Source organism: Pseudomonas sp. KBS0710, from assembly GCF_005938045.2.
Taxonomy (GTDB): Bacteria; Pseudomonadota; Gammaproteobacteria; order Pseudomonadales; family Pseudomonadaceae; genus Aquipseudomonas.
This window is the reverse complement of sequence record NZ_VCCF02000001.1, coordinates 3,245,608-3,264,964: the sequence shown is the minus strand read 5'-3', so window position 1 is coordinate 3,264,964 and position 19,357 is coordinate 3,245,608. Positions and strand designations below refer to the sequence as shown.

The 19,357-nt window shown below is 62.4% G+C and carries 13 protein-coding genes; 10 read left to right on the top strand and 3 right to left on the bottom strand.

Annotated elements, in window-relative coordinates; translation table 11 throughout:
* Positions 1-38 precede the first annotated feature (38 nt).
* Positions 39-1,199 (top strand): alpha-hydroxy acid oxidase, encoded by a 1,161-nt coding sequence (locus tag FFI16_RS14520; protein WP_138815715.1) that lies wholly within the window; start codon positions 39-41, stop codon positions 1,197-1,199.
* A 192-nt stretch (positions 1,200-1,391) separates the two neighbouring features.
* Here the strand turns inward: FFI16_RS14520 and FFI16_RS14515 are convergent, their stop codons facing one another.
* Complete coding sequence (locus FFI16_RS14515) at positions 1,392-2,318, bottom strand: alpha/beta hydrolase (protein ID WP_138815716.1); 927 nt, start codon at positions 2,316-2,318, stop codon at positions 1,392-1,394.
* Positions 2,319-2,480: 162 nt separating this feature from the next.
* Between FFI16_RS14515 and FFI16_RS14510 the strand changes: the two genes are divergently transcribed.
* From FFI16_RS14510 to uvrA, 8 genes are all read left to right on the top strand, one after another.
* A complete protein-coding gene (locus tag FFI16_RS14510; RefSeq protein ID WP_138815717.1) occupies positions 2,481-3,332 on the top strand; it encodes an SDR family NAD(P)-dependent oxidoreductase in 852 nt (283 codons plus the stop codon).
* A 67-nt stretch (positions 3,333-3,399) separates the two neighbouring features.
* Positions 3,400-3,987, top strand: coding sequence for an NUDIX domain-containing protein (locus tag FFI16_RS14505; RefSeq protein ID WP_138817415.1), 588 nt, complete (start codon positions 3,400-3,402; stop codon positions 3,985-3,987).
* A gap of 1,012 nt (positions 3,988-4,999) precedes the next feature.
* Positions 5,000-5,617 (top strand): transcriptional repressor LexA, encoded by a 618-nt coding sequence (gene lexA, locus FFI16_RS14480; RefSeq protein WP_017135402.1) that lies wholly within the window; start codon positions 5,000-5,002, stop codon positions 5,615-5,617.
* Positions 5,617-6,231, top strand: a complete 615-nt coding sequence (imuA, locus tag FFI16_RS14475; RefSeq protein WP_138815721.1) for a translesion DNA synthesis-associated protein ImuA — start codon at positions 5,617-5,619, stop codon at positions 6,229-6,231. Before lexA ends, imuA begins: the two co-directional genes overlap by 1 nt.
* Before the next feature lie 7 nt (positions 6,232-6,238).
* Positions 6,239-7,651, top strand: a complete 1,413-nt coding sequence (locus tag FFI16_RS14470) for a DNA polymerase Y family protein (RefSeq protein WP_138815722.1) — start codon at positions 6,239-6,241, stop codon at positions 7,649-7,651.
* A complete protein-coding gene (locus FFI16_RS14465; protein ID WP_138815723.1) occupies positions 7,648-10,719 on the top strand; it encodes an error-prone DNA polymerase in 3,072 nt (1,023 codons plus the stop codon). The genes FFI16_RS14470 and FFI16_RS14465 overlap by 4 nt, the downstream gene beginning before the upstream one ends.
* A gap of 110 nt (positions 10,720-10,829) precedes the next feature.
* Positions 10,830-12,542: an ATP-binding protein gene (locus FFI16_RS14460; protein ID WP_138815724.1), complete on the top strand. Its 1,713-nt coding sequence runs from the start codon at positions 10,830-10,832 to the stop codon at positions 12,540-12,542.
* Entirely contained in the window at positions 12,539-15,058 is a 2,520-nt protein-coding gene (gene uvrA / locus FFI16_RS14455; protein WP_138815725.1) for an excinuclease ABC subunit UvrA, read from the top strand. The genes FFI16_RS14460 and uvrA overlap by 4 nt, the downstream gene beginning before the upstream one ends.
* A gap of 147 nt (positions 15,059-15,205) precedes the next feature.
* Here uvrA and tkt read toward each other — a convergent pair whose 3' ends face one another.
* Positions 15,206-17,269, bottom strand: a complete 2,064-nt coding sequence (gene tkt, locus FFI16_RS14450) for a transketolase (RefSeq protein WP_138815726.1) — start codon at positions 17,267-17,269, stop codon at positions 15,206-15,208.
* A 174-nt stretch (positions 17,270-17,443) separates the two neighbouring features.
* Here tkt and FFI16_RS14445 point away from each other — a divergent pair, with 174 nt between their 5' ends.
* Positions 17,444-17,683 (top strand): DUF465 domain-containing protein, encoded by a 240-nt coding sequence (locus FFI16_RS14445; RefSeq protein ID WP_138815727.1) that lies wholly within the window; start codon positions 17,444-17,446, stop codon positions 17,681-17,683.
* A gap of 124 nt (positions 17,684-17,807) precedes the next feature.
* Here FFI16_RS14445 and FFI16_RS14440 read toward each other — a convergent pair whose 3' ends face one another.
* Complete coding sequence (locus FFI16_RS14440) at positions 17,808-19,184, bottom strand: VOC family protein (RefSeq protein ID WP_138815728.1); 1,377 nt, start codon at positions 19,182-19,184, stop codon at positions 17,808-17,810.
* Positions 19,185-19,357 lie beyond the last annotated feature (173 nt).

Below are 19,357 nucleotides of genomic sequence, written 5' to 3'. Positions count from 1 at the left end.
GTTACTCTCAAGGCTCAGTTCAGGGAGAGGTGACCTAGATGCCGTTGATCACAACCATCGAAGATTTACGCAGGCTTGCGCAAAAACGTGTCCCACGGATGTTCTACGATTACGCCGACTCCGGCTCCTGGACTGAAAGCACTTACCGGGCGAATCAAAGCGATTTTGCCCGCATCCAGTTTCGCCAGCGCGTGGCGCGCAATATCGATGAGCGTTCAATCCGCACCACTATGATCGGCCAGGACATGGCCATGCCCGTGGCCCTGGCACCCACCGGGCTGGCAGGCATGCAGCATGCCGATGGCGAGATCCTTACCGCCCGCGCTGCTGCCGCGTTCGGCCTGCGTTATACCTTGTCGACCATGAGCATTTGTTCGCTGGAAGACATTGCCGCCCACGTCGGCAAACCGTTCTGGTTCCAGTTGTATGTGATGCGTGACCGCGCGTTTATGGAGCAGTTGATCGAGCGCGCCAAGGCCGCCGGTGTGGATGCGCTGGTGCTGACCCTGGATCTGCAGATCCTGGGCCAACGCCATAAGGACTTGATCAACGGCTTGTCGGCGCCGCCCAAACTGACCGTGCCGAATATCCTCAACATGCTGACAAAACCGCGTTGGGTGGCGGGTATGCTCGGCACCAAGCGCCATGGCTTCGGCAATATCGTCGGGCACGTCAAAGGCGTGGCCGATATCAGTTCACTGTCATCCTGGATCGGCCAGCAATTCGACCCGCGCCTGAGCTGGGACGATGTGGAGTGGATCAAAAAATGCTGGGGCGGCAAGCTGATTATCAAGGGCATCCTGGATGTGGAAGATGCGCGGCTGGCCGCCAATTGCGGTGCGGATGCATTAGTGGTGAGCAACCACGGTGGCCGCCAGCTTGATGGCGCACCGTCGAGCATCAGCCAATTGGCGGCGATTGCAACGGCTGTGGGCGAGCAGATTGAAGTGTGGCTCGATGGCGGCATTCGCTCTGGCCAGGACGCGCTCAAGGCCATTGCACTCGGCGCCAAAGGCACCATGATCGGCCGCGCGCATTTATATGGGTTGGGCGCGTTGGGTGAAGTCGGTGTGACCAAGGCACTTGACATCATCGCCCGCGAGTTGGATGTGTCGATGGCACTGTGTGGCTATAACGATATACGCGATGTGAATCGCGAGATTTTGCTGCCGGGTAGCTTTCCCACAGGGGTTTGCTGAGCAAAAAAATCGTAAAAAAGTAAAAAGAGTTGTCCACGAAAACCGTGGGTATCTCTGTGGATAACTTTGCGAAGGCCCGGCAGGGTTGGCGATTTAACCTTCGGTTAATATTTGATCAGAATTTGTTTTGGGCCAGTATGGGCAGGGTTGGCGCTTGACAGCCAAGCGCGAACCCAGTGCCGAAAAGTGGCGTTACGAGTCGCCGTCGCCACCTGTGGAGTGCTTGACTATCGTTGCTGGCGTCTTGGCGCGCATCAGCTTATCGAGTGCCTGGCCATAACTGCTGCCTGCCAGGCTCATGCTGTTGTTATGGGTGGCGCCGGGTACGAGCAGCAACCGTTTGGGCTGCTGGGCGGCTTCAAACAGCTGCTGGCTGAAACGCGGTGGCACGTACTGGTCGGCCAGGCCGTGCACCACCAGCAACGGCATGTGCACGTCGGCAATCTTGTCGATGGAATCGAATTTCTGCGACAGCAACCAACGCACCGGCAACGAGGTATTGGCCACGGCGGTGGCTGCATCCCCCAGCGAGGTGAAGGTGGACTCGATCACCAGCCCGCGCACCGGAACCGGCGTTTGCTTGCTCAGCTCAACTGCCAGGTCGATAGCCACAGCGCCGCCCAGTGAGTGCCCGTAGATCAGGCGTTTGCCGGGGTCGGGCTGCAAGGTTTGAAAACGCTCCCAGGCGATACGCGCGTCTTCGTAGACCGAGGTTTCCGACGGCAAATCACCGTGGCTTTGGCCAAAACCGCGATAGTCGATGGCCAGCACCGAAAAACCCAGCGCGTGCAGCTGTTCGATGCGAAACAACTGCCCGGTGAGGTTCCAGCGCACGCCGTGCAGGTAGAGGATCGCCGGCGCATCCTTGTTGTCGGCCGGGTACCACCAACCATGCAGGTTCTGCCCCGATTTGAAACTGGCCGGCTTGATATCGAATTCCTGCACCGCTTTGGGCAGGCCGGTGTACCAGCTGGCGGTGCCCGGCTCGATGCGAAACACCAGCTCGCGCTCCTTGTGTTGCAGCACGGCGCACCCCACCGGCAAGCCGACAATCAGGAGGGCCATGCACAGCAGGGGAAACCAGCGCAGGCCCAGGCGGGACAGTAAACGAGAGGACATGAAGGTTCCAGGACAAAGGTGAAGCAGGCGTTTTACCAGATGGCGTGTGCGCTCAGGCATTAATTCGACGGCCGTAGAGGGGGATTGCTTGCAAAGTGTTGCAGCCTTGAACAACCGCTGCTCGGGTTGTTAGGGTGGGCGGCCGAACAGGAGAGCACAGACATGGATTTTACCGGCAAAACGGCAATTATCACCGGCGGGGCGCGCGGGCTGGGTCTCAGTTATGCACGGGCGCTGGCCCAAGGCGGCGCGCGCGTGGTGATCAGTGATATCGGCGCCGACAAGCTGGGCGCCGGCACCGATGCGTCAGTGGTGCACGCAGCGGCCGCCGCCTTGCAGGCCGAAGGGCTGGCGGTGCTCGGGCATGGCGGCGACCTGTCTACCGACGAGGCCTGCCAGCAACTCATCCGCTTCACGATCGAGGCTTACGGCCAGCTCGATATCCTGATCCATAACGCCGGCTGGGTGGGTTACCAGAACATCGCCGACCTCGACGCCGCCTTCCTCCAGCGCGCCATGGACATCAACCTCTACGCGCCGCTCTGGCTGTGCAAGCACGCCTGGCCGCACCTGCTGCGCTCGGCGGCGCCGCGTATCATCCTGACCACCTCCGACCGCGCCATGTATGTGCAATATGAGCAAACCGGGCTGGTGGCCTACAGCGCCGGCAAGATGGCGCAATTGGGCATCATGAATGCACTGAGCCATGAAGGCGCCGAGGCCGGCATCAAGGTCAACGCGATCTCGCCGGTGGCCAAAACGCGCATGTGGGGCGTGACCGACGAACCGGATGAACTCAAGCCAGAGTGGGTGACGCCGGGCGTGGTGTTTCTGGCCTCTGGGCAGTGTCAGGACACGGGCTACATCCTGCGCGCCAGCAATGGTCAATTCACCGCCACGCGCTTTACGGAAAATCCTGGGGTGGAGTACCCGCGTAATCTTGCGCGCATCAAGGCGGCCAATGCGCAAGAGGTCGCCTCCGCGTGGTCGCGCATCAAGCAGCCGCCTCTGTAAGCAGGCCGCTTGACGCTGACATTGCTGGCGCGACATGCTCCCGGCTTCTATGAGCAAAGGCCCGACCATGGAAAACAGCCCTATTCGCATCACTGATGAAAAAACCCTCTCAGACGACTGGTACAACCTGAAAAAGTACAGCTTCGACCTGCGTCGCCAGGACGGCAGCTGGCAGGCCCAGACTCGTGAGGTGTATGACCGGGGTAATGGCGCGACCATTTTGTTGTACAACCGTGGGCAGCGCACGGTGCTGTTGATCCGGCAGTTTCGCATGCCTACGTTTGTCAACGATTACCCCGGTTACTTGATCGAGGCGGCCGCGGGGTTGCTGGATAATGCCAGCCCTGAAGAACGTATTCGCCTGGAAGCTGAGGAAGAGACTGGGTATCGCGTGGGGCATGTGGAAAGCATCTATGCGGCGTTTATGAGTCCAGGCTCGGTGACTGAGCGTATTCACTTTTTTATCGGTGAGTATACGCAGGCGGATCAGATTGGTACGGGGGGTGGGCTGGAGGAGGAGGGTGAGGATATCGAAGTGCTGGAGCTGGGGTTTGAGCAGGCGCTGGCGATGGTGAGCAGTGGGGAGATTGTTGATGGCAAGACCATCATGCTGTTGCAGCATCTGGAATTGCGGATGCTTAAAGATGGCTGGTGATTGAGTACATATCCGTTGCTGCGGTAACGGCTGCTTAGGGTTCCGCCCTGACGGCGGGTCACTTTTGGCAAACGCCCGGAATGCCGGCCCAGCCAAATGTAACCAAAAGGTCTGTGCCCCACCACTTGGCACCTCGCTAAGGCTTGGTGTGCCCTCACTCCGGCCATCGTGGTTGACGGGGCGCCTCAGATCAAGATCTACAGCACGGCGGCCTGAAAGCCGACCTGAGTGGTTGAATCAAAAGCCAGATCAAGTGCGAAGCAAAAGCCTCTCTAACTGATGCAACGCGGTCTAAATGTGGGAGCGGGCTTGCTCGCGAATGCGGTGTATCAGTGACAGATGAATTGACTGACACACCGTATTCGCGAGCAAGCCCGCTCCCACAGTTGACCGTATGCAATTTTGAATATGAGGTCGGCTGCGAATTTGCATGCACCGAAGTGCTGCTTTTCTGTGGGAGCTGGCTTGCCTGCGATGCAGACACCTCGGTGGATCAGGTACACCCAGTTGATGCTATCGCAGGCAAGCCAGCTCCCACATTAAACCGAGTATGGCTCTGCTGTTGCTGTTGCCCTTACATCCTTTTCGCTGACGAAGTCAGCGGTCTTTTGATCTGCGCTTTTGATCTTGATCTTGATCTTGATCTTGATCTGAAATCGCCCCGTCAAACACGATGGCCGGAATCTGACAGTGATTTGGGGGGTAAACCGGCAGGGATGCCGGTTTAGCCGCCCCGCGCCATGGATGGCGCGTGGCGGCGGCCCCCCAAATCAGTGTCGGATTGCGGGCATGCCGAGCCACAGCGAGGCACCGAGTGTTGGGGCGAGGACCTTTTGGTTACTTTTGCGTCCTTGCAAAAGTGACCCGCCGTCAGGGCGGAACCCTAAGTCGCCATCACCCAAATAAAGGATATGCACCCAACCCTAATCCCAATCCCCAATCCCCAATCCCCAATCCCCAATCCCCAATCCCGACTACCGGCTATTGTCAGAAATTTCCCACAAGAGTACAAATGTACTCCATGACAACCCTGACCCCCCGCCGCACCGCCATCCTGACCTTTATCCGCGACCGTATCGCGCAACAAGGCCAGCCCCCAAGCCTCGCCGAGATCGCCGAGGCGTTCGGCTTCGCCTCGCGCAGCGTCGCACGCAAACACGTTGTGGCCCTGACCGAGGCTGGCTTTATCGAGGTCAACCCCAACCAGGCCCGTGGCATCCGCCTGCTCAACCAACCCGCGCGCCCCGAATGGCTGGATGTGCCTGTGCTCGGTCGCGTTGCCGCCGGTCTGCCCATCGGCGCCGATGCCGAAGTGCACAACCGCCTGCAACTGGACCCTGCCACCTTCGCGAAAACCCCGGATTACCTGCTGCGCGTGCAGGGCGATTCGATGATCGAAGACGGCATCCTCGACGGCGACCTGGTGGGCGTGCGCCGCAGTGCCGAAGCCTTGAACGGGCAGATTGTGGTGGCACGCCTGGACGGCGAAGTCACCATCAAACGCTTTGAGCGTCACGGCGAGCAGGTGCGCCTGCTGCCGCGCAACCCCGCGTATCAACCGATTGTGGTCGGGCCGGATCAGGACCTGGCCATTGAAGGCGTGTTCTGTGGCCTGGTGAGGCAAGGCTGATGGGCGCCGTCGTTGCCCTGGACACGCTGTTCAATGGCGGCCGCGTCTGGAAAGGCCGGCCCGCCGCGCCACCCGCCAGCGTGCACCCCACCGGGCTGGCGGCGCTGGACGCGGTGTTGCCCACGGGCGGTTGGCCGGAGTCGGCACTGAGTGAAATCCTGATGGCGAAGGAGGGCGTTGGCGAGCTGCAATTGGTGTTGCCGACCCTGGCACGCTTGTCCACGGCGGGCGAGCGCATTGTGCTGGTGGCGCCGCCTTACACGCCGTACCCCCACGCCTGGCAGAATGCCGGGGTGGATCTGCGCCAGCTTTCGGTGATCCAGGCCGAGGAGCGCGATGTGTTGTGGGCGGTGGAGCAGTGCCTGCGCTCCGGCAGTTGCGGCGCGGTGCTGTGCTGGCCGCGCAAGGCCGATGACCGTGCCTTGCGGCGCTTGCAGGTGGCGGCCGAGACCGGCCAGACCCTGGCGTTTGCCTGGCGCTCTCTAAGCGAGGCGGTCAATTCATCGCCCGCCGCCTTGCGCCTGGCCGTCGAGGCAAAACCTGCGCAAGTGCGGGTGCTCAAGTGCCGGGGCGGCTTGGCCCACCCGGCGCCGATAGCCCTGGCGGGGCACTGAGGTTGCCATGCGCTGGGTGTGTATTGTCTTCCCGCAATTGGCGCTGGACGGGGTGCAGCGTGTGCACCCTGAGCCGGATCAACCCTTGGCACTGCTGGCCGGCACGCCGCAGCGCCGCGTGCTGCAAACCGTCAATGCCGCTGCCCGGGCTTTGGGGCTGCGCCCAGGGCAATCGCTGACGGCCGCGCATGCCCTGGCCAAAACCTTTGCCAGCGCCGAGTACGACCCCGCCGAAATCGAGCGCTGGCAGCAGTTTCTCGCGGCCTGGGCCTACCGTTTCAGCTCCCAGGTCAGCGTGTATTACCCGCGTGCGTTGCTGTTCGAGATCGAATCGAGCCTGGGCCTGTTCGGGCCGTGGCCGCAGTTCGAGGCGCGCTTGCGTCAGGAGTTGAGCGAATTGGGCTTTCGCCATCGTATCGTCGCGGCGCCCAACCCGGCGGCGGCGCGGGTGCTGGCAAATATCTACGATGGCCTGGCGATCGGTGAGGACGCGTTGCAGCAAGCCCTGGCGCCACTGCCCATCGACCGCGCCGGCCTTGACCCGCAGGCGGCCACGGCCTTGTCACGCATGGGCCTGCGCACCTTGGCTCAGGTGCAGGCGCTGCCTCGGCACACCCTGGCGCGACGCTTTGACGCCGGTTTGCTCAAGCACCTGGATGCCCTGAGCGGGCAGCGCCCATTGGCCCTGGCGTTTTACCAGCCGCCGGATCAGTTCGACGTGCGCATCGAGCTGAATTTCGACGTGCAATCCCACCAGGCGCTGCTGTTCCCGTTGCGGCGTTTGACGGGTGACTTGTCCGCCTTCCTCTGCGGGCGCGACAGTGGCGTGCAGCGCTTCGACTTGCACCTGGAACACGCCCAGGCGCCCGACAGCGTGATCAAGGTCGGCCTGCTCAGCGCCGAGCGCGAACCGTCGATGCTGTTCGAACTGGCCCGTGGCCGTCTGGAGCAGGTGCAAGTCACCGCGCCGGTGCGCGGGTTTCGCCTGGTGGCCCAGGACCTGCCGGTGTTTGTGCCGCAACGCCAGGACCTGTTCGACGACCGCCCACAACAAACCTTGCCTTGGGAGCAACTGCGCGAACGCCTGCGCGCACGGCTGGGTGATGAGGCCGTACAAAGCCTGCGCTTTCACGCCGACCACCGCCCCGAATGTGCCTGGCAGGCGAGCGCCGACAGCCGTGCGTGCCCGACCTTGCACAAGGTGCAGCGCCCCGGCTGGTTGCTGGCTGAACCGACCTTGCTGGCCGAGCAGGGCGTGCAGATCCTGATGGGCCCGGAACGTATCGAATCCGGCTGGTGGGACGGCGCCGATATCCGCCGCGACTATTACCTGATCCGCACCCGCGCCGGCCAGCAAGGCTGGGCCTATCGCCATGTAGGGCAAAACGACGGGCTGTGGCTGCAAGGCTGGTTCGCATGAGCTACGCCGAGCTGCATTGCTTGTCCAATTTCAGTTTCCAGCGCGGCGCGTCGAGTGCGCTGGAGCTGTTCGAGCGCGCCAAGCGCCAAGGCTACAGCGCCCTGGCGATCACCGACGAATGCACCTTGGCGGGCATCGTGCGGGCCTGGCAGGCGGCGAAGGCGGTGGAGTTGCCGCTGATTATCGGCAGCGAGGTGCGCATCGAAAACGGCCCGAAACTGGTGTTGCTGGTCGAGAATCTGAGCGGCTACCAACACCTGTGCCGCCTGATTACCCTGGCTCGCCGCCGCGCCGAAAAAGGCAGTTACCGCCTGCTGCACGCCGACTTCGAACAACCGATGCCCGGCCTGCTGGCGCTGTGGGTTGCCGAAGACAGCGACACCCAGGCCTCGATCCAATGGCTGCAACACACCTTCGCCGAGCGCTTGTGGCTGGCGGTGCACCTGCACTGCGGCCAGGACGATGCGCGCCATTTGCAACAGCGCCTGGCCCTGGCCGCCAGCCTGCAGATCCCGGCGGTGGCCTGCGGCGATGTACACATGCATGCGCGCGGGCGCAGGGCCCTGCAAGACACCATGACCGCGATCCGCCATCACGTGCCCGTGGCCGAAGCCGGCACGCGCCTGCACCCCAATGGCGAGCGGCATTTGCGCGGCCTCGATGCGCTGGCCGCGCTGTACCCGCAAGCGCTGCGTGATGAAACCCTGGCCATCGCGAAACGTTGCACCTTTGACCTCAGCCAACTGCGCTACCACTACCCACGCGAGCTGGTGCCCGCCGGCCATGACGCACAATCCTGGCTGCGCGCGGTGACTGAAGAAGGCATTGCCCAGCGTTGGCCGCACGGTGTCGACGCCAAGACCTTGCAGCAGATCAACAAAGAGCTGGTACTGATCAGCGAGCTGGGCTACGAAAGCTACTTTTTGACGGTGCACGACATCGTGCGCTTCGCCCGCAGCCGTTCGATCCTGTGCCAGGGCCGTGGCTCGGCGGCCAACTCGGCGGTGTGTTTTGCCTTGGGCATCACCGAAATCGACCCGAGCCTGACTAGCATGCTGTTCGAGCGTTTCCTGTCCAAGGAGCGCAATGAACCGCCGGATATCGACGTGGACTTTGAACACGAACGCCGCGAGGAAGTGCTGCAGTACGTGTTCCAACGCTACGGCCGCACCCGCGCGGCATTGACGGCGGTGGTCAGCAGTTATCACGCGTCCGGCGCGGTGCGCGATGTGGCCAAGGCCCTCGGTCTGCCGCCGGACCAGATCAACGCGCTGGCCGACTGTTGCGGGCGCTGGAGTGAAGACGCGCCGCCGCTTGCGCGCCTGCGTGAAGGCGGCTTCGACCCGCAAAGCCCGATCCTGCGGCGTGTGCTGACCTTGACCCAACAACTGATTGGCTTCCCCCGACACTTGTCCCAGCACCCCGGCGGCTTTGTGATTTCCGAATACCCGCTGGACACCCTGGTACCGGTGGAAAATGCCGCCATGGCCGAGCGCACCATTATCCAGTGGGACAAGGACGACCTCGACGCCGTGGGCCTGCTCAAGGTGGATATCCTCGCGTTGGGCATGCTCAGCGCGATCCGCCGCTGCTTCGACTTGCTGCGCCGCCATCGCAATCGCGATATGTCTCTGGCAGGCATACCCAAGGAAGACCCGGCCACCTACGCAATGATCAGCAAGGCCGACACCATCGGCGTGTTCCAGATCGAGTCGCGGGCGCAGATGTCGATGCTGCCCAGGCTCAAGCCGCAGAACTTCTACGACCTGGTGATTGAGGTGGCGATTGTGCGGCCTGGGCCGATCCAGGGCGGCATGGTGCATCCGTACCTGCGGCGCCGGAATAACGAAGAACCCACTACCTATCCGTCACCGGAACTTGAGGCGGTGTTGAAGCGCACCTTGGGCGTGCCACTCTTTCAGGAGCAGGTGATGCAGATCGCCATGGTCGCCGCCGACTACGGCCCAGGCGAAGCCGACCAGTTGCGCCGCTCCATGGCTGCCTGGAAGCGCCATGGCGGTCTCGAACCGCATCAGCAACGCCTGCGCACCGGCATGCTCAAGAACGGCTACAGCGAGGAATTTGCCACGCAGATCTTCGAGCAGATCAAAGGCTTTGGCAGCTATGGCTTCCCCGAGTCCCACGCGGCCAGTTTTGCCTTGCTGACCTATGCCAGTTGCTGGCTCAAGTGCCATGAACCGGCGGCGTTCGCCTGCGCCTTGATCAACAGCTGGCCCATGGGCTTCTACAGCCCGGACCAGATCCTGCAGGATGCGCGGCGCCATCGCTTGCAGATCCGCCCGGTGGATGTGCTGGCCAGTGACTGGGATTGCAGCCTGGAGCCTGTCGACGGCCAGCAACCGGCGATTCGCCTGGGCTTGCGCATGATCTCGGGGTTTCGTGAGGAGGATGGGCGGCGCATCGAGGCGGCGCGCCAGCGTCGTGTGTTCAGCGACATTGCCGACCTGGACGACCGCGCCGGCCTGGACGCACGGGCTCAGGCATTGCTGGCGGATGCCGGGGCCTTGCGTGGGTTGGCGGGCAACCGGCACACCGCGCGCTGGGAAGTGGCTGGCGTGCATAAACAGCTGGGGTTGTTCGCGGGCCTGCCGAGCCCCGAAGAAGCGGCGGTGCAATTGCCCGCGCCGACGGTTGGCGAAGACTTACAGGCCGACTACGCCACGGTTGGCACCACGCTCGGCCCGCACCCGCTGGCGTTGTTGCGTGATGAGCTGCGCAAACGTCGCTGTCGCAGCTCTTTGGAGCTGATGGCGGTGGAGCATGGGCGTAATGTCAGTGTGGCCGGTCTGGTGACCGGGCGTCAGCGCCCAGGCACCGCCAGTGGCGTGACCTTTGTGACGTTGGAAGATGAATTCGGCAACCTCAATGTGGTGGTGTGGCGCGACCTGGCAGAACGCCAGCGCCCAGCATTAGTGGGTTCGCGGTTGCTCAAAGTCGACGGGCGCTGGGAGGCGGTGGGTGAGGTGCGGCACCTGATTGCCGGGCGTCTCACCGACCTGACGCCACTGCTGGAAGGCATGCATGTGCGCAGCCGGGATTTTCATTGAAGCCAGTGGTTTTTACCTGCGTTACCTCCTAACGTATAACAAGTGAAACCATCCGCCGCCGACGCGCTCCAAAACGTTGCCCCTGCCCTCATTTTGCACAGAGCCAACCGATGCAGTTTTTATCCAACCCCCATGGCTGTGAAGGCTGGTCCGGTGAAATGGCCCAGCGGATCCGCGCCTTCGATTGGTCGACGACCGACCTGGGTCCGATCGACACCTGGAGCGCCAGCCTGGCCTGCAACGTGCAGATGATGCTGGCCTCGCCCGTGCCGATGGTGATGCTGTGGGGGCAGGCGGGCTACATGATCTACAACGACAGCTATTCGGTGTTTGCCGGCGGTCGGCATCCGTATTTGCTCGGCACGCCGGTGGAGCTGGGCTGGCCGGAAGTGGCCGAGTTCAATCGCCACGTGGTGGGCACCTGCCTGGCGGGTGGCACCTTGACGTTTAACAACAAGGACCTGGTGTTGTTGCGTAACGGCAAGCCGGAAACCGTGTGGCTGGACCTCTATTACAGCCCCGTCGCCGGGGACAATCAGCAGCCGGCCGGGGTGTTGGCGATTGTGGTGGAAACCACCGAGCATGTGCATTCCGAGCGCCTGCGCCAGGAGCTGACCCACAACCTGGAGCAACGCGTTGCCGCCGAAGTGCAAGCGCGTTCCGCCGCCGAAGACCAGTTGCGCCAATCGCAGAAGCTTGAAGCCATCGGCGGCCTGACCGGCGGCGTGGCCCATGACTTCAATAACCTGCTGCAAGTGATCGCCGGCAACCTGCACCTGTTGGCCCGCCACGAGCCGGACAACCCCCAGGTGCAGCGCCGCGTTACAGCGGCCATCGCGGCGGTGGAACGCGGTGCCAAGCTGTCCTCGCAACTGCTGGCGTTTGCGCGTCGCCAGCCGTTGTCGCCGGCGGTGTACAACCCGCAACGCATCTACGCCGGTTTAGGTGAACTGCTGCAACGGGCGCTGGGGGAGACCATTCATATCGACGTGCAACTGCCCCAGGATTCCTGGTGCATCAATGTCGACCGCAACCAATTGGAAAACGCGCTGCTCAACCTGGCGATCAATGCCCGCGATGCCATGCAAGGTGAGGGGGTGATTCGCATCAGTGGCGAAAATATCATCCTCAACCCTGGCGATTGCGTGGGTAAAAGCATCAAGCCCGGCGAATACGTGCGCCTGGCGGTGACCGACACCGGTGTCGGCATGCCCCAGGAAGTACTTAAACGTGCGTTCGAGCCGTTCTTTACCACCAAGCGTGAAGGGCATGGCACCGGCCTGGGCCTGAGCATGGTGTTCGGTTTTGTACGCCAAAGCGGCGGGCATGTGGACGTACGGAGTGAGGAGGGCAAAGGCTCGGTGGTGCAGATGTATTTCCCCCGTAGCCTGGAACCCGAATGTGGTGAGGTCGACACCGAGCAGGCAACCCACAGCGGCGGCCAGGAAACCATCCTGGTGGTCGAGGACAACGAAGGCGTGCGCCTGACCGTGGTCGAGTTGCTGCAGCAATCGGGCTACACCGTACTGACCGCCGAAGACGGCGACCGGGCCATGCAAGCCCTGCAAAACGACGTGCGCCCGGACCTGATCTTTACCGACGTGGTGATGCCCGGCCGGGTCAAAAGCACCGACCTGGCCGACTGGGCACGCGTGCAGCACCCGCCGGTGGCGGTGCTGTTCACGTCCGGCCACACCCGCGACATTCTTTCCAGCACTCATTTGCTGAGCCCCGACATTCATCTGCTGAGCAAGCCCTACAGCCCCGAAGCCCTCACGCAACGGGTGCGCAGCGTGCTCACCGCCAGACAAGGTTGCCCATGACCTCACAGCGCAACATCCCCCCGATCACTGCCCAGCGCCCAGGCTTTGTGCGTGTGCGCGGCGCCCGCGAACACAACCTGCGTAACGTCGATGTAGACATTCCCCGGGATGCCCTGGTGGTGTTTACCGGCGTGTCGGGTTCCGGCAAATCGTCCCTGGCATTTTCCACGGTGTATGCCGAGGCTCAGCGCCGCTATTTTGAATCGGTGGCGCCCTATGCGCGGCGCCTGATTGACCAGGTCGGCGTGCCCGATGTGGACTCCATCGAAGGCCTGCCACCGGCCGTTGCCCTGCAACAGCAGCGCGGCACGCCGAGTGCGCGCTCGTCGGTGGGCAGCGTCACCACCTTGTCGAGCTTGATCCGCATGCTGTACTCGCGCGCCGGCAGTTATCCGCCGGGGCAGGCGATGCTGTATGCCGAGGACTTCTCACCCAACCTGCCCCAGGGCGCCTGCCCGCACTGCCACGGTTTGGGCCGCGTGTATGAGGTGACCGAGGCGCTGATGGTGCCCGATCCGTCCTTGACCATTCGCCAGCGTGCGGTGGCGTCCTGGCCGTTGGCGTGGCAGGGGCAGAACCTGCGCGACATCCTCGTGACCCTGGGCTATGACGTGGACATCCCATGGCGCGACCTGCCGAAAAAGCAGCGCGACTGGATTCTGTTTACCGAAGAAACCCCCACCGTGCCGGTGTACGCAGGCTTCACCCCACAGCAGACCCGCGATGCGCTGAAACGCAAGCTGGAGCCGAGCTACCAGGGCACGTTCAGTGGTGCGCGGCGCTATATCCTGCACACCTTCAGCCACACCCAAAGCGCACTGATGAAAAAGCGTGTGTCGCAGTTCATGCAGGGCAGTGCCTGCCCGGCGTGTGAAGGCAAGCGCTTGAACAAGGCGGCGCTGTCGGTGAAATTTGCTGGGGTGGACATCGGCGCGTTGTCGCAGCTGTCGCTGGCGCAGTTGGCCGAGCTGCTGCGCCCGGTGGCGGCGGGGCAGGACACGATGAAACTGTCGGTGGAAAAACGCCTGGCCGCCCAGCGTATCGCCCAGGACTTGCTGGAGCGGGTCAGCACCCTCACCGAGCTGGGTCTGGGCTATCTGTCCCTGGAGCGCAGCACGCCGACCTTGTCGTCCGGGGAATTGCAGCGCCTGCGCCTGGCCACCCAATTGGGTTCGCAGCTGTTCGGCGTGATCTATGTGCTGGACGAGCCCTCGGCGGGCCTGCACCCGGCAGATGGCGAAGCATTGTTTACTGCACTTGAGCGTTTAAAAGCCGCCGGCAATTCGTTGTTTGTGGTGGAGCACGACCTGGAAACCATGCGCCGCGCCGACTGGCTGATCGACGTGGGCCCGGCTGCCGGTGAGCACGGCGGGCAAGTGCTGTACAGCGGCCCGCCCGCCGGGTTGGCGGATGTGCAGGCGTCGCAGACGCGCGAGTATCTGTTCGCCAAGCGCCGCGCTTGCAGCACGACGCGACGTGAGCCGACCGGTTGGCTGAAGCTTGAAGGCGTGACGCGTAATAATCTCAAGGACCTGAGCGTGGATTTCCCGCTGGGTTGCTTTACGGCGGTGACGGGTATTTCCGGTTCGGGCAAATCCAGCCTGGTCAGCCAGGCGCTGTTGGAACTGGTGGGCACGGGGCTGGGGCGTGTGCTGGAAAGCGACGAAGAACCGAGCCTTGAAGATGATGCTCCACAAAGCAGTGGCGGGCGGATCAGCAGTGGCCTGGAACAGATTCGACGTCTGGTGCAGGTGGACCAGAAGCCCATCGGCCGCACGCCGCGTTCCAACCTGGCGACCTACACCGGGCTGTTCGATAACGTGCGCAAATTGTTTGCGGCAACACCGGCGGCCAGGAAGCGTCATTTCGATGCCGGGCAGTTCTCTTTCAACGTCGCCAAAGGCCGTTGCCCCCATTGCGAAGGGGAAGGGTTTGTCAGTGTCGAGTTGCTGTTTATGCCCAGCGTGTATGCGCCGTGCCCGACGTGTCATGGGGCGCGTTATAACCCTGAGACGTTGGCGATCAAGTGGCAAGGCTTGAGCATTGCCCAAGTGCTGGGGTTGACGGTGGAACAGGCGGTCGAGGTGTTTGCCGAGCAGCCGGGGGTGTTGCGTTCGTTGTTGGTATTGCGCGATATCGGCCTGGGGTATTTGCGTCTGGGGCAGCCGGCGACTGAACTGTCCGGTGGTGAGGCGCAGCGGATCAAGTTGGCGACCGAGCTGCAACGCAATGCCCGGGGCGCCACCTTGTATGTGCTGGATGAGCCGACTACCGGTTTGCATCCACGGGATGTGGACCGTTTGCTTAGCCAGCTTAATCATCTGGTGGACGCGGGGCACACGGTGGTTGTGGTGGAGCATGAGATGCGGGTGGTGGCCCAGAGTGATTGGGTGATTGATATTGGGCCGGGGGCTGGGGATCTGGGCGGGAAGGTGGTGGCTCGTGGTACGCCGCAGAAGGTGGCCAAAAGCAAAGCCAGCCGTACCGCACCGTTTCTGGCGCGGGAGTTGGTCTAAGCCTTGATATGGTCAAAATGTGGGAGCGGGCTTGCTCGCGAATGTAGTGGGTCAGTCAATACATCTGTCACTGATACACCGCATTCGCGAGCAAGCCCGCTCCCACAGTTGTTCTGCGCTTGTGATCGTGATCCTAGGCGACCACCTTCAACGCCCAGCCAGGCGAATCTGCTCCTTGGCCTGCTTCACCACATTCTCCACCGTAAACCCGAACTTCTCCTGCAACTTGGCCAACGGTGCTGATGCGCCAAAGCTGTTCATCACCACCTTGGCGCCGGTCTGCCCGACATAGCGGTCCCAACCCAGGGGGCCTGCCTGTTCCAGCACCACACGGGCTTTTACCGCGGGTGGCAAGACGCTGTCGCGATACGCCTGATCCTGGTCTTCAAACAATTCCCAGCTGGGCATCGACACCACCTGAGCGGCAATGCCTTGAGCTTTCAACTGCTCATAAGCCGCCACCGCCAGGCTCACTTCACTGCCCGTTGCCAACAGCAGAACTTCGGGCTTGTCAGCACCCGCCAGCACATAAGCGCCTTTGGCCGCCCCGGACGCCGCCGCATATTTTGTGCGATCCAAGGTCGGCAATGCCTGGCGCGATAACACCACGCAGCTCGGCCGATGGGTTTGCGCCAGGGCCACCTTCCACAGTTCCAGCGTTTCGTTGGCGTCGCCCGGGCGCAGGGTCAGCAACCCCGGTGTGGCGCGCAGTTGCGTCAGGTGCTCGATGGGCTGGTGAGTCGGGCCGTCTTCACCGACGCCGATGGAGTCATGGGTAAACACAAACACCACCGGCAATTCCATGATTGCCGCCAGGCGGATCGGCGGTTTCATGTAGTCGCTGAACACCAGGAAGGTCGAGGTGTACGGCCGCAGGTAGGACAGCGCCATGCCATTGGCAATCGCGCCCATGGCGTGTTCGCGGATGCCGAAGTGCAGGTTGCGCCCGCTGTAGTCATCGGCACTGAAACGCCCGGCGCCGTCGAAGGTGAGGTTGGTCTTGGTCGAGGGCGACAGGTCCGCCGAGCCGCCCAGCAGCCAGGGGATTTGTTGCGCGAAGGCATTCAGCACCTCGCCGCCGGCGGCGCGGCTGGCCACGCCCTTGGCGTCGGTGTCGAAGTGGGGCAATTCGTCCTGCCAATGCTCCGGCATTTCGCCGGCGCGCATGCGGCGCAATTCATCGGCCCGTTCCGGTTCGTACTGTTCCAGCTGCGCCAGATTTTTCTGCCAGGCTTCATACAGCGGTTGGCTGCGCTCAAGCAGCGCATCGCGTAGCACCGTGCGGGTGTCGTCGGGCACCAGGAAACTGGAATCCTGCGGCCAGCCATAGGCCGCCTTGGTCAGGCGGATCTCATCATCGCCCAATGGCTCGCCATGGGCGGCGGCAGTGTTGTGTTTGTGCGGTGAGCCGTAGCCGATCACGCTGTCGACCACAATCAGGGTCGGCGCGCCGGTGTTGGCCTGGAAGGTTTCCAACGCTGCGCTCAGGGCTTGCAGGTCGTTGGCATCGGTAACGTGCAAGGTGTGCCAGCCATAGGCCTGGAAGCGCTTGATCACGTCTTCGCTGAACGCCAGCTCGGTGTGGCCTTCGATGCTGATGGTGTTGTTGTCGTAGATCCAGCACAGGTTATCGAGCTTCAAGTGCCCGGCCATCGACGCCGCTTCGCTGCTGATGCCTTCCATCATGTCGCCGTCACCGCACAGGGTGTAGACGTTGTAGTCGAACAGCACCTGGCCGTCGCGGTTAAAGCGTTTGCCCAGCCAGCGCTCGGCCATGGCCATGCCGACGCTGTTGGCGCAGCCCTGGCCCAGCGGGCCGGTGGTGGTTTCCACGCCGGTGGTCATGCGGTATTCGGGGTGGCCGGGCGTCTTGGAGCTCATCTGCCGGAATTGCTTGATGTCGTCCAGGCTGATCGCCGGCTGGCCGGAGCGCTTGCCGTGGGAATCAATCTCGACCACACCGGCCAGGTGCAGCAGCGAATACAACAACATCGAGGCGTGCCCCACCGACAAGACAAAGCGGTCGCGGTTAGGCCAGTCCGGGTGTTCGGGGTGGTAACGCAGGAAGCGGCTCCACAGCGTGTAGCCCACCGGCGCCAGGCCCATGGGCGTGCCGGGGTGGCCGGAATTGGCCTTCTGCACGGCATCCATGGCCAGGGTGCGAATCGTGTTGATGCATTGGGTGTCGACAGCAGTGGCAGCGTGAGTCATGAAACCGTTCTCCCTCGGGTGGCGATCTACAGTGGAGGGCAGGGCACGGCAAAGGTTTGATCCCATCGTGCGCATTACGACGAACGGGACCGCCTTGACCCAAGACATGACAAGACCCCTTGGAATGGGCTAGTTTCAAGGCGTAGGCCATTGATCAACTTGCGGAGGTACTCCATGCCAGTGAAACACGACCTGTATCAGGATTTGGGTTTGAGCAAGGAAGCTGTTCACGAACGCAGGAAAAGCGATGACCGGTTGAATTCGCTGCTCGAACAATACGATGCCGCTGATAAAGAGGTGCTCGCGTTCGAGTCCTCAGGTGGGGCCGACGAGGAATTGGAGAAGTTGAAGAAGAAACGATTGTTGGTCAAAGACAAGGTTGTGGAGCAACTTGCTCCTACAACGGGACGGTAATATTTGTTCAGAATTGTCTGAGGGACAGCCGGCGCTTCACTGCTTATTATGCCGGCCGTCCACCCGGCTCTGGGGACCGTTGCGGCGCAAGGATTGCGCTGCTGAGCCGGGTGGGCATCCTGTTTCATGCACGCAGCGCCTGGATGCATTCATCTATGGAGCGCTGCTGCGTCTCGGCATACAGCTTCAACTCATCAATCGTCCCACGCCCCAGCGCCTGCTCGAATTGAGCCTGGTTTGAATGGGCCGTGTAGTGACTTTGCGCGGCATCGCCCAGGTTCGACTGGAAAATCCCCGCCGCACTCACCGGCAGAAAATCCTCGTACACCAAAGGCTCCACCGCCACGTGCCCGGCCGCCACCAAGGCCTCCAGCGTCTGCGCTGAATCGGCCTGGCCGCGCGTCGCCAAGCCTTGCTCGGTGACGAAGTAGCGAAAGTATGCCAGGCCCTGTTCACGCATCTGCGCGTGGTTATCGGGGAAGGCCTGGAAGTGTTGCTCCATCAATTCGACATAACGTGCTGCGTTGCCCTCATTCGGGAAAGCGCCCAGTTCGTCGCGCGCCGCGTTCAGCAGTTGGTCGTACAGGGCGCGGCCCTTTGGCGTTAACGCCACACCGCGTTGTTCTATTTCGCCGAAACGCGCGCTGTGGCTGCCTTTTGCGTCAGTAAACGCGATGGGTTCGTCGAGCGCCTTGAAGCTGGTCTGGCGCAGCAGGATCGGGCACTGGCGACGTGGTGGGCCCTCGATCACGGCTTTGGGCGTGATGCCTTTGCCGGGCATCGCGGCCTGCACCTGGTCGATGTCCAGGGTGCGTGGCGTCAAATGATTGATGTGCGGGCCTTTGAACGCCACCACGTCGGCAATCAGGCGATGCTGGTCGCTCAGTTGCTGGTACTGGGCGCCGGTCACGGTGGCGGTGTGGTGCCAGCGGAAGGTCTCCAGGGCTTGGCGGATAAACGCTTGGGCATCCGCCGCGTTCAGGCCGCCGTCGCGTTCGGCTTGCTCGATCAGTGCCAAGGCGCCAGGGGTGAAAATCGAGCGTTTGGCCAGAGCGCTTTCGGCGAAGGCGCGCAGCTCGAGGTTTTCGATCAGTTCCAGGCGTAGCAAGGACGTGAACACGCGGAACGGGCTGGCCTGCAGCGCCTGTTCATGCACGGCGCGAAAGGCGGTGGAATGCACCGGTACACCGGCGGGTGTGAGGTCGTAGTAGCCCACCGGCTGCATGCCCATCACCGCAAACAGACGGCCGATGGTGGCTAGCTCATGGGCGGTGCCCAGGCGGATGGCGCCGTGGCGTTCCATGGCCAGGCGCTCCATTTCACCGGTGCGCTGCAGCTGGGTGGCCAGGCCCGAATGACTCTCCAAAACCCGCGTGTTGGTCTCGGCTACCAGTTCCATCAGCGCGCCGTACAGCGGAACTTCATCTCGGTACATGTCGGACATGGCCCTGGAAAAGTCTTTGCGAATCTCGTCGGGGCTGACATACGCGGCGCTGGGCATAGAAAAATTCCTGAACACGGTGGTGAGGGTGCGGCCTTTCTCTGGATTCTGTTGGGCTTTAGAAGGGCTGGCAAACGAAGAATCCTCAGGACTTCATTCTGCAAATGAATGAAATGACGCAAATGTGACAAAAATCGAGGCCAGGAAAATTTCATTTTCGCGGCTACTTTCCT

What these genes read in the sequence shown, in the direction of transcription:
- tkt (WP_138815726.1), bottom strand. Translation starts at nt 17,269, where the DNA reads ATGACTCACGCTGCCACTGCTGTCGACACCCAATGCATCAACACGATT.
- FFI16_RS14445 (WP_138815727.1), top strand. Translation starts at nt 17,444, where the DNA reads ATGCCAGTGAAACACGACCTGTATCAGGATTTGGGTTTGAGCAAGGAA.
- FFI16_RS14505 (WP_138817415.1), top strand. Translation starts at nt 3,400, where the DNA reads ATGGAAAACAGCCCTATTCGCATCACTGATGAAAAAACCCTCTCAGAC.
- FFI16_RS14465 (WP_138815723.1), top strand. Translation starts at nt 7,648, where the DNA reads ATGAGCTACGCCGAGCTGCATTGCTTGTCCAATTTCAGTTTCCAGCGC.
- FFI16_RS14460 (WP_138815724.1), top strand. Translation starts at nt 10,830, where the DNA reads ATGCAGTTTTTATCCAACCCCCATGGCTGTGAAGGCTGGTCCGGTGAA.
- uvrA (WP_138815725.1), top strand. Translation starts at nt 12,539, where the DNA reads ATGACCTCACAGCGCAACATCCCCCCGATCACTGCCCAGCGCCCAGGC.
- FFI16_RS14510 (WP_138815717.1), top strand. Translation starts at nt 2,481, where the DNA reads ATGGATTTTACCGGCAAAACGGCAATTATCACCGGCGGGGCGCGCGGG.
- FFI16_RS14470 (WP_138815722.1), top strand. Translation starts at nt 6,239, where the DNA reads ATGCGCTGGGTGTGTATTGTCTTCCCGCAATTGGCGCTGGACGGGGTG.
- FFI16_RS14520 (WP_138815715.1), top strand. Translation starts at nt 39, where the DNA reads ATGCCGTTGATCACAACCATCGAAGATTTACGCAGGCTTGCGCAAAAA.
- lexA (WP_017135402.1), top strand. Translation starts at nt 5,000, where the DNA reads ATGTACTCCATGACAACCCTGACCCCCCGCCGCACCGCCATCCTGACC.
- FFI16_RS14440 (WP_138815728.1), bottom strand. Translation starts at nt 19,184, where the DNA reads ATGCCCAGCGCCGCGTATGTCAGCCCCGACGAGATTCGCAAAGACTTT.
- imuA (WP_138815721.1), top strand. Translation starts at nt 5,617, where the DNA reads ATGGGCGCCGTCGTTGCCCTGGACACGCTGTTCAATGGCGGCCGCGTC.
- FFI16_RS14515 (WP_138815716.1), bottom strand. Translation starts at nt 2,318, where the DNA reads ATGTCCTCTCGTTTACTGTCCCGCCTGGGCCTGCGCTGGTTTCCCCTG.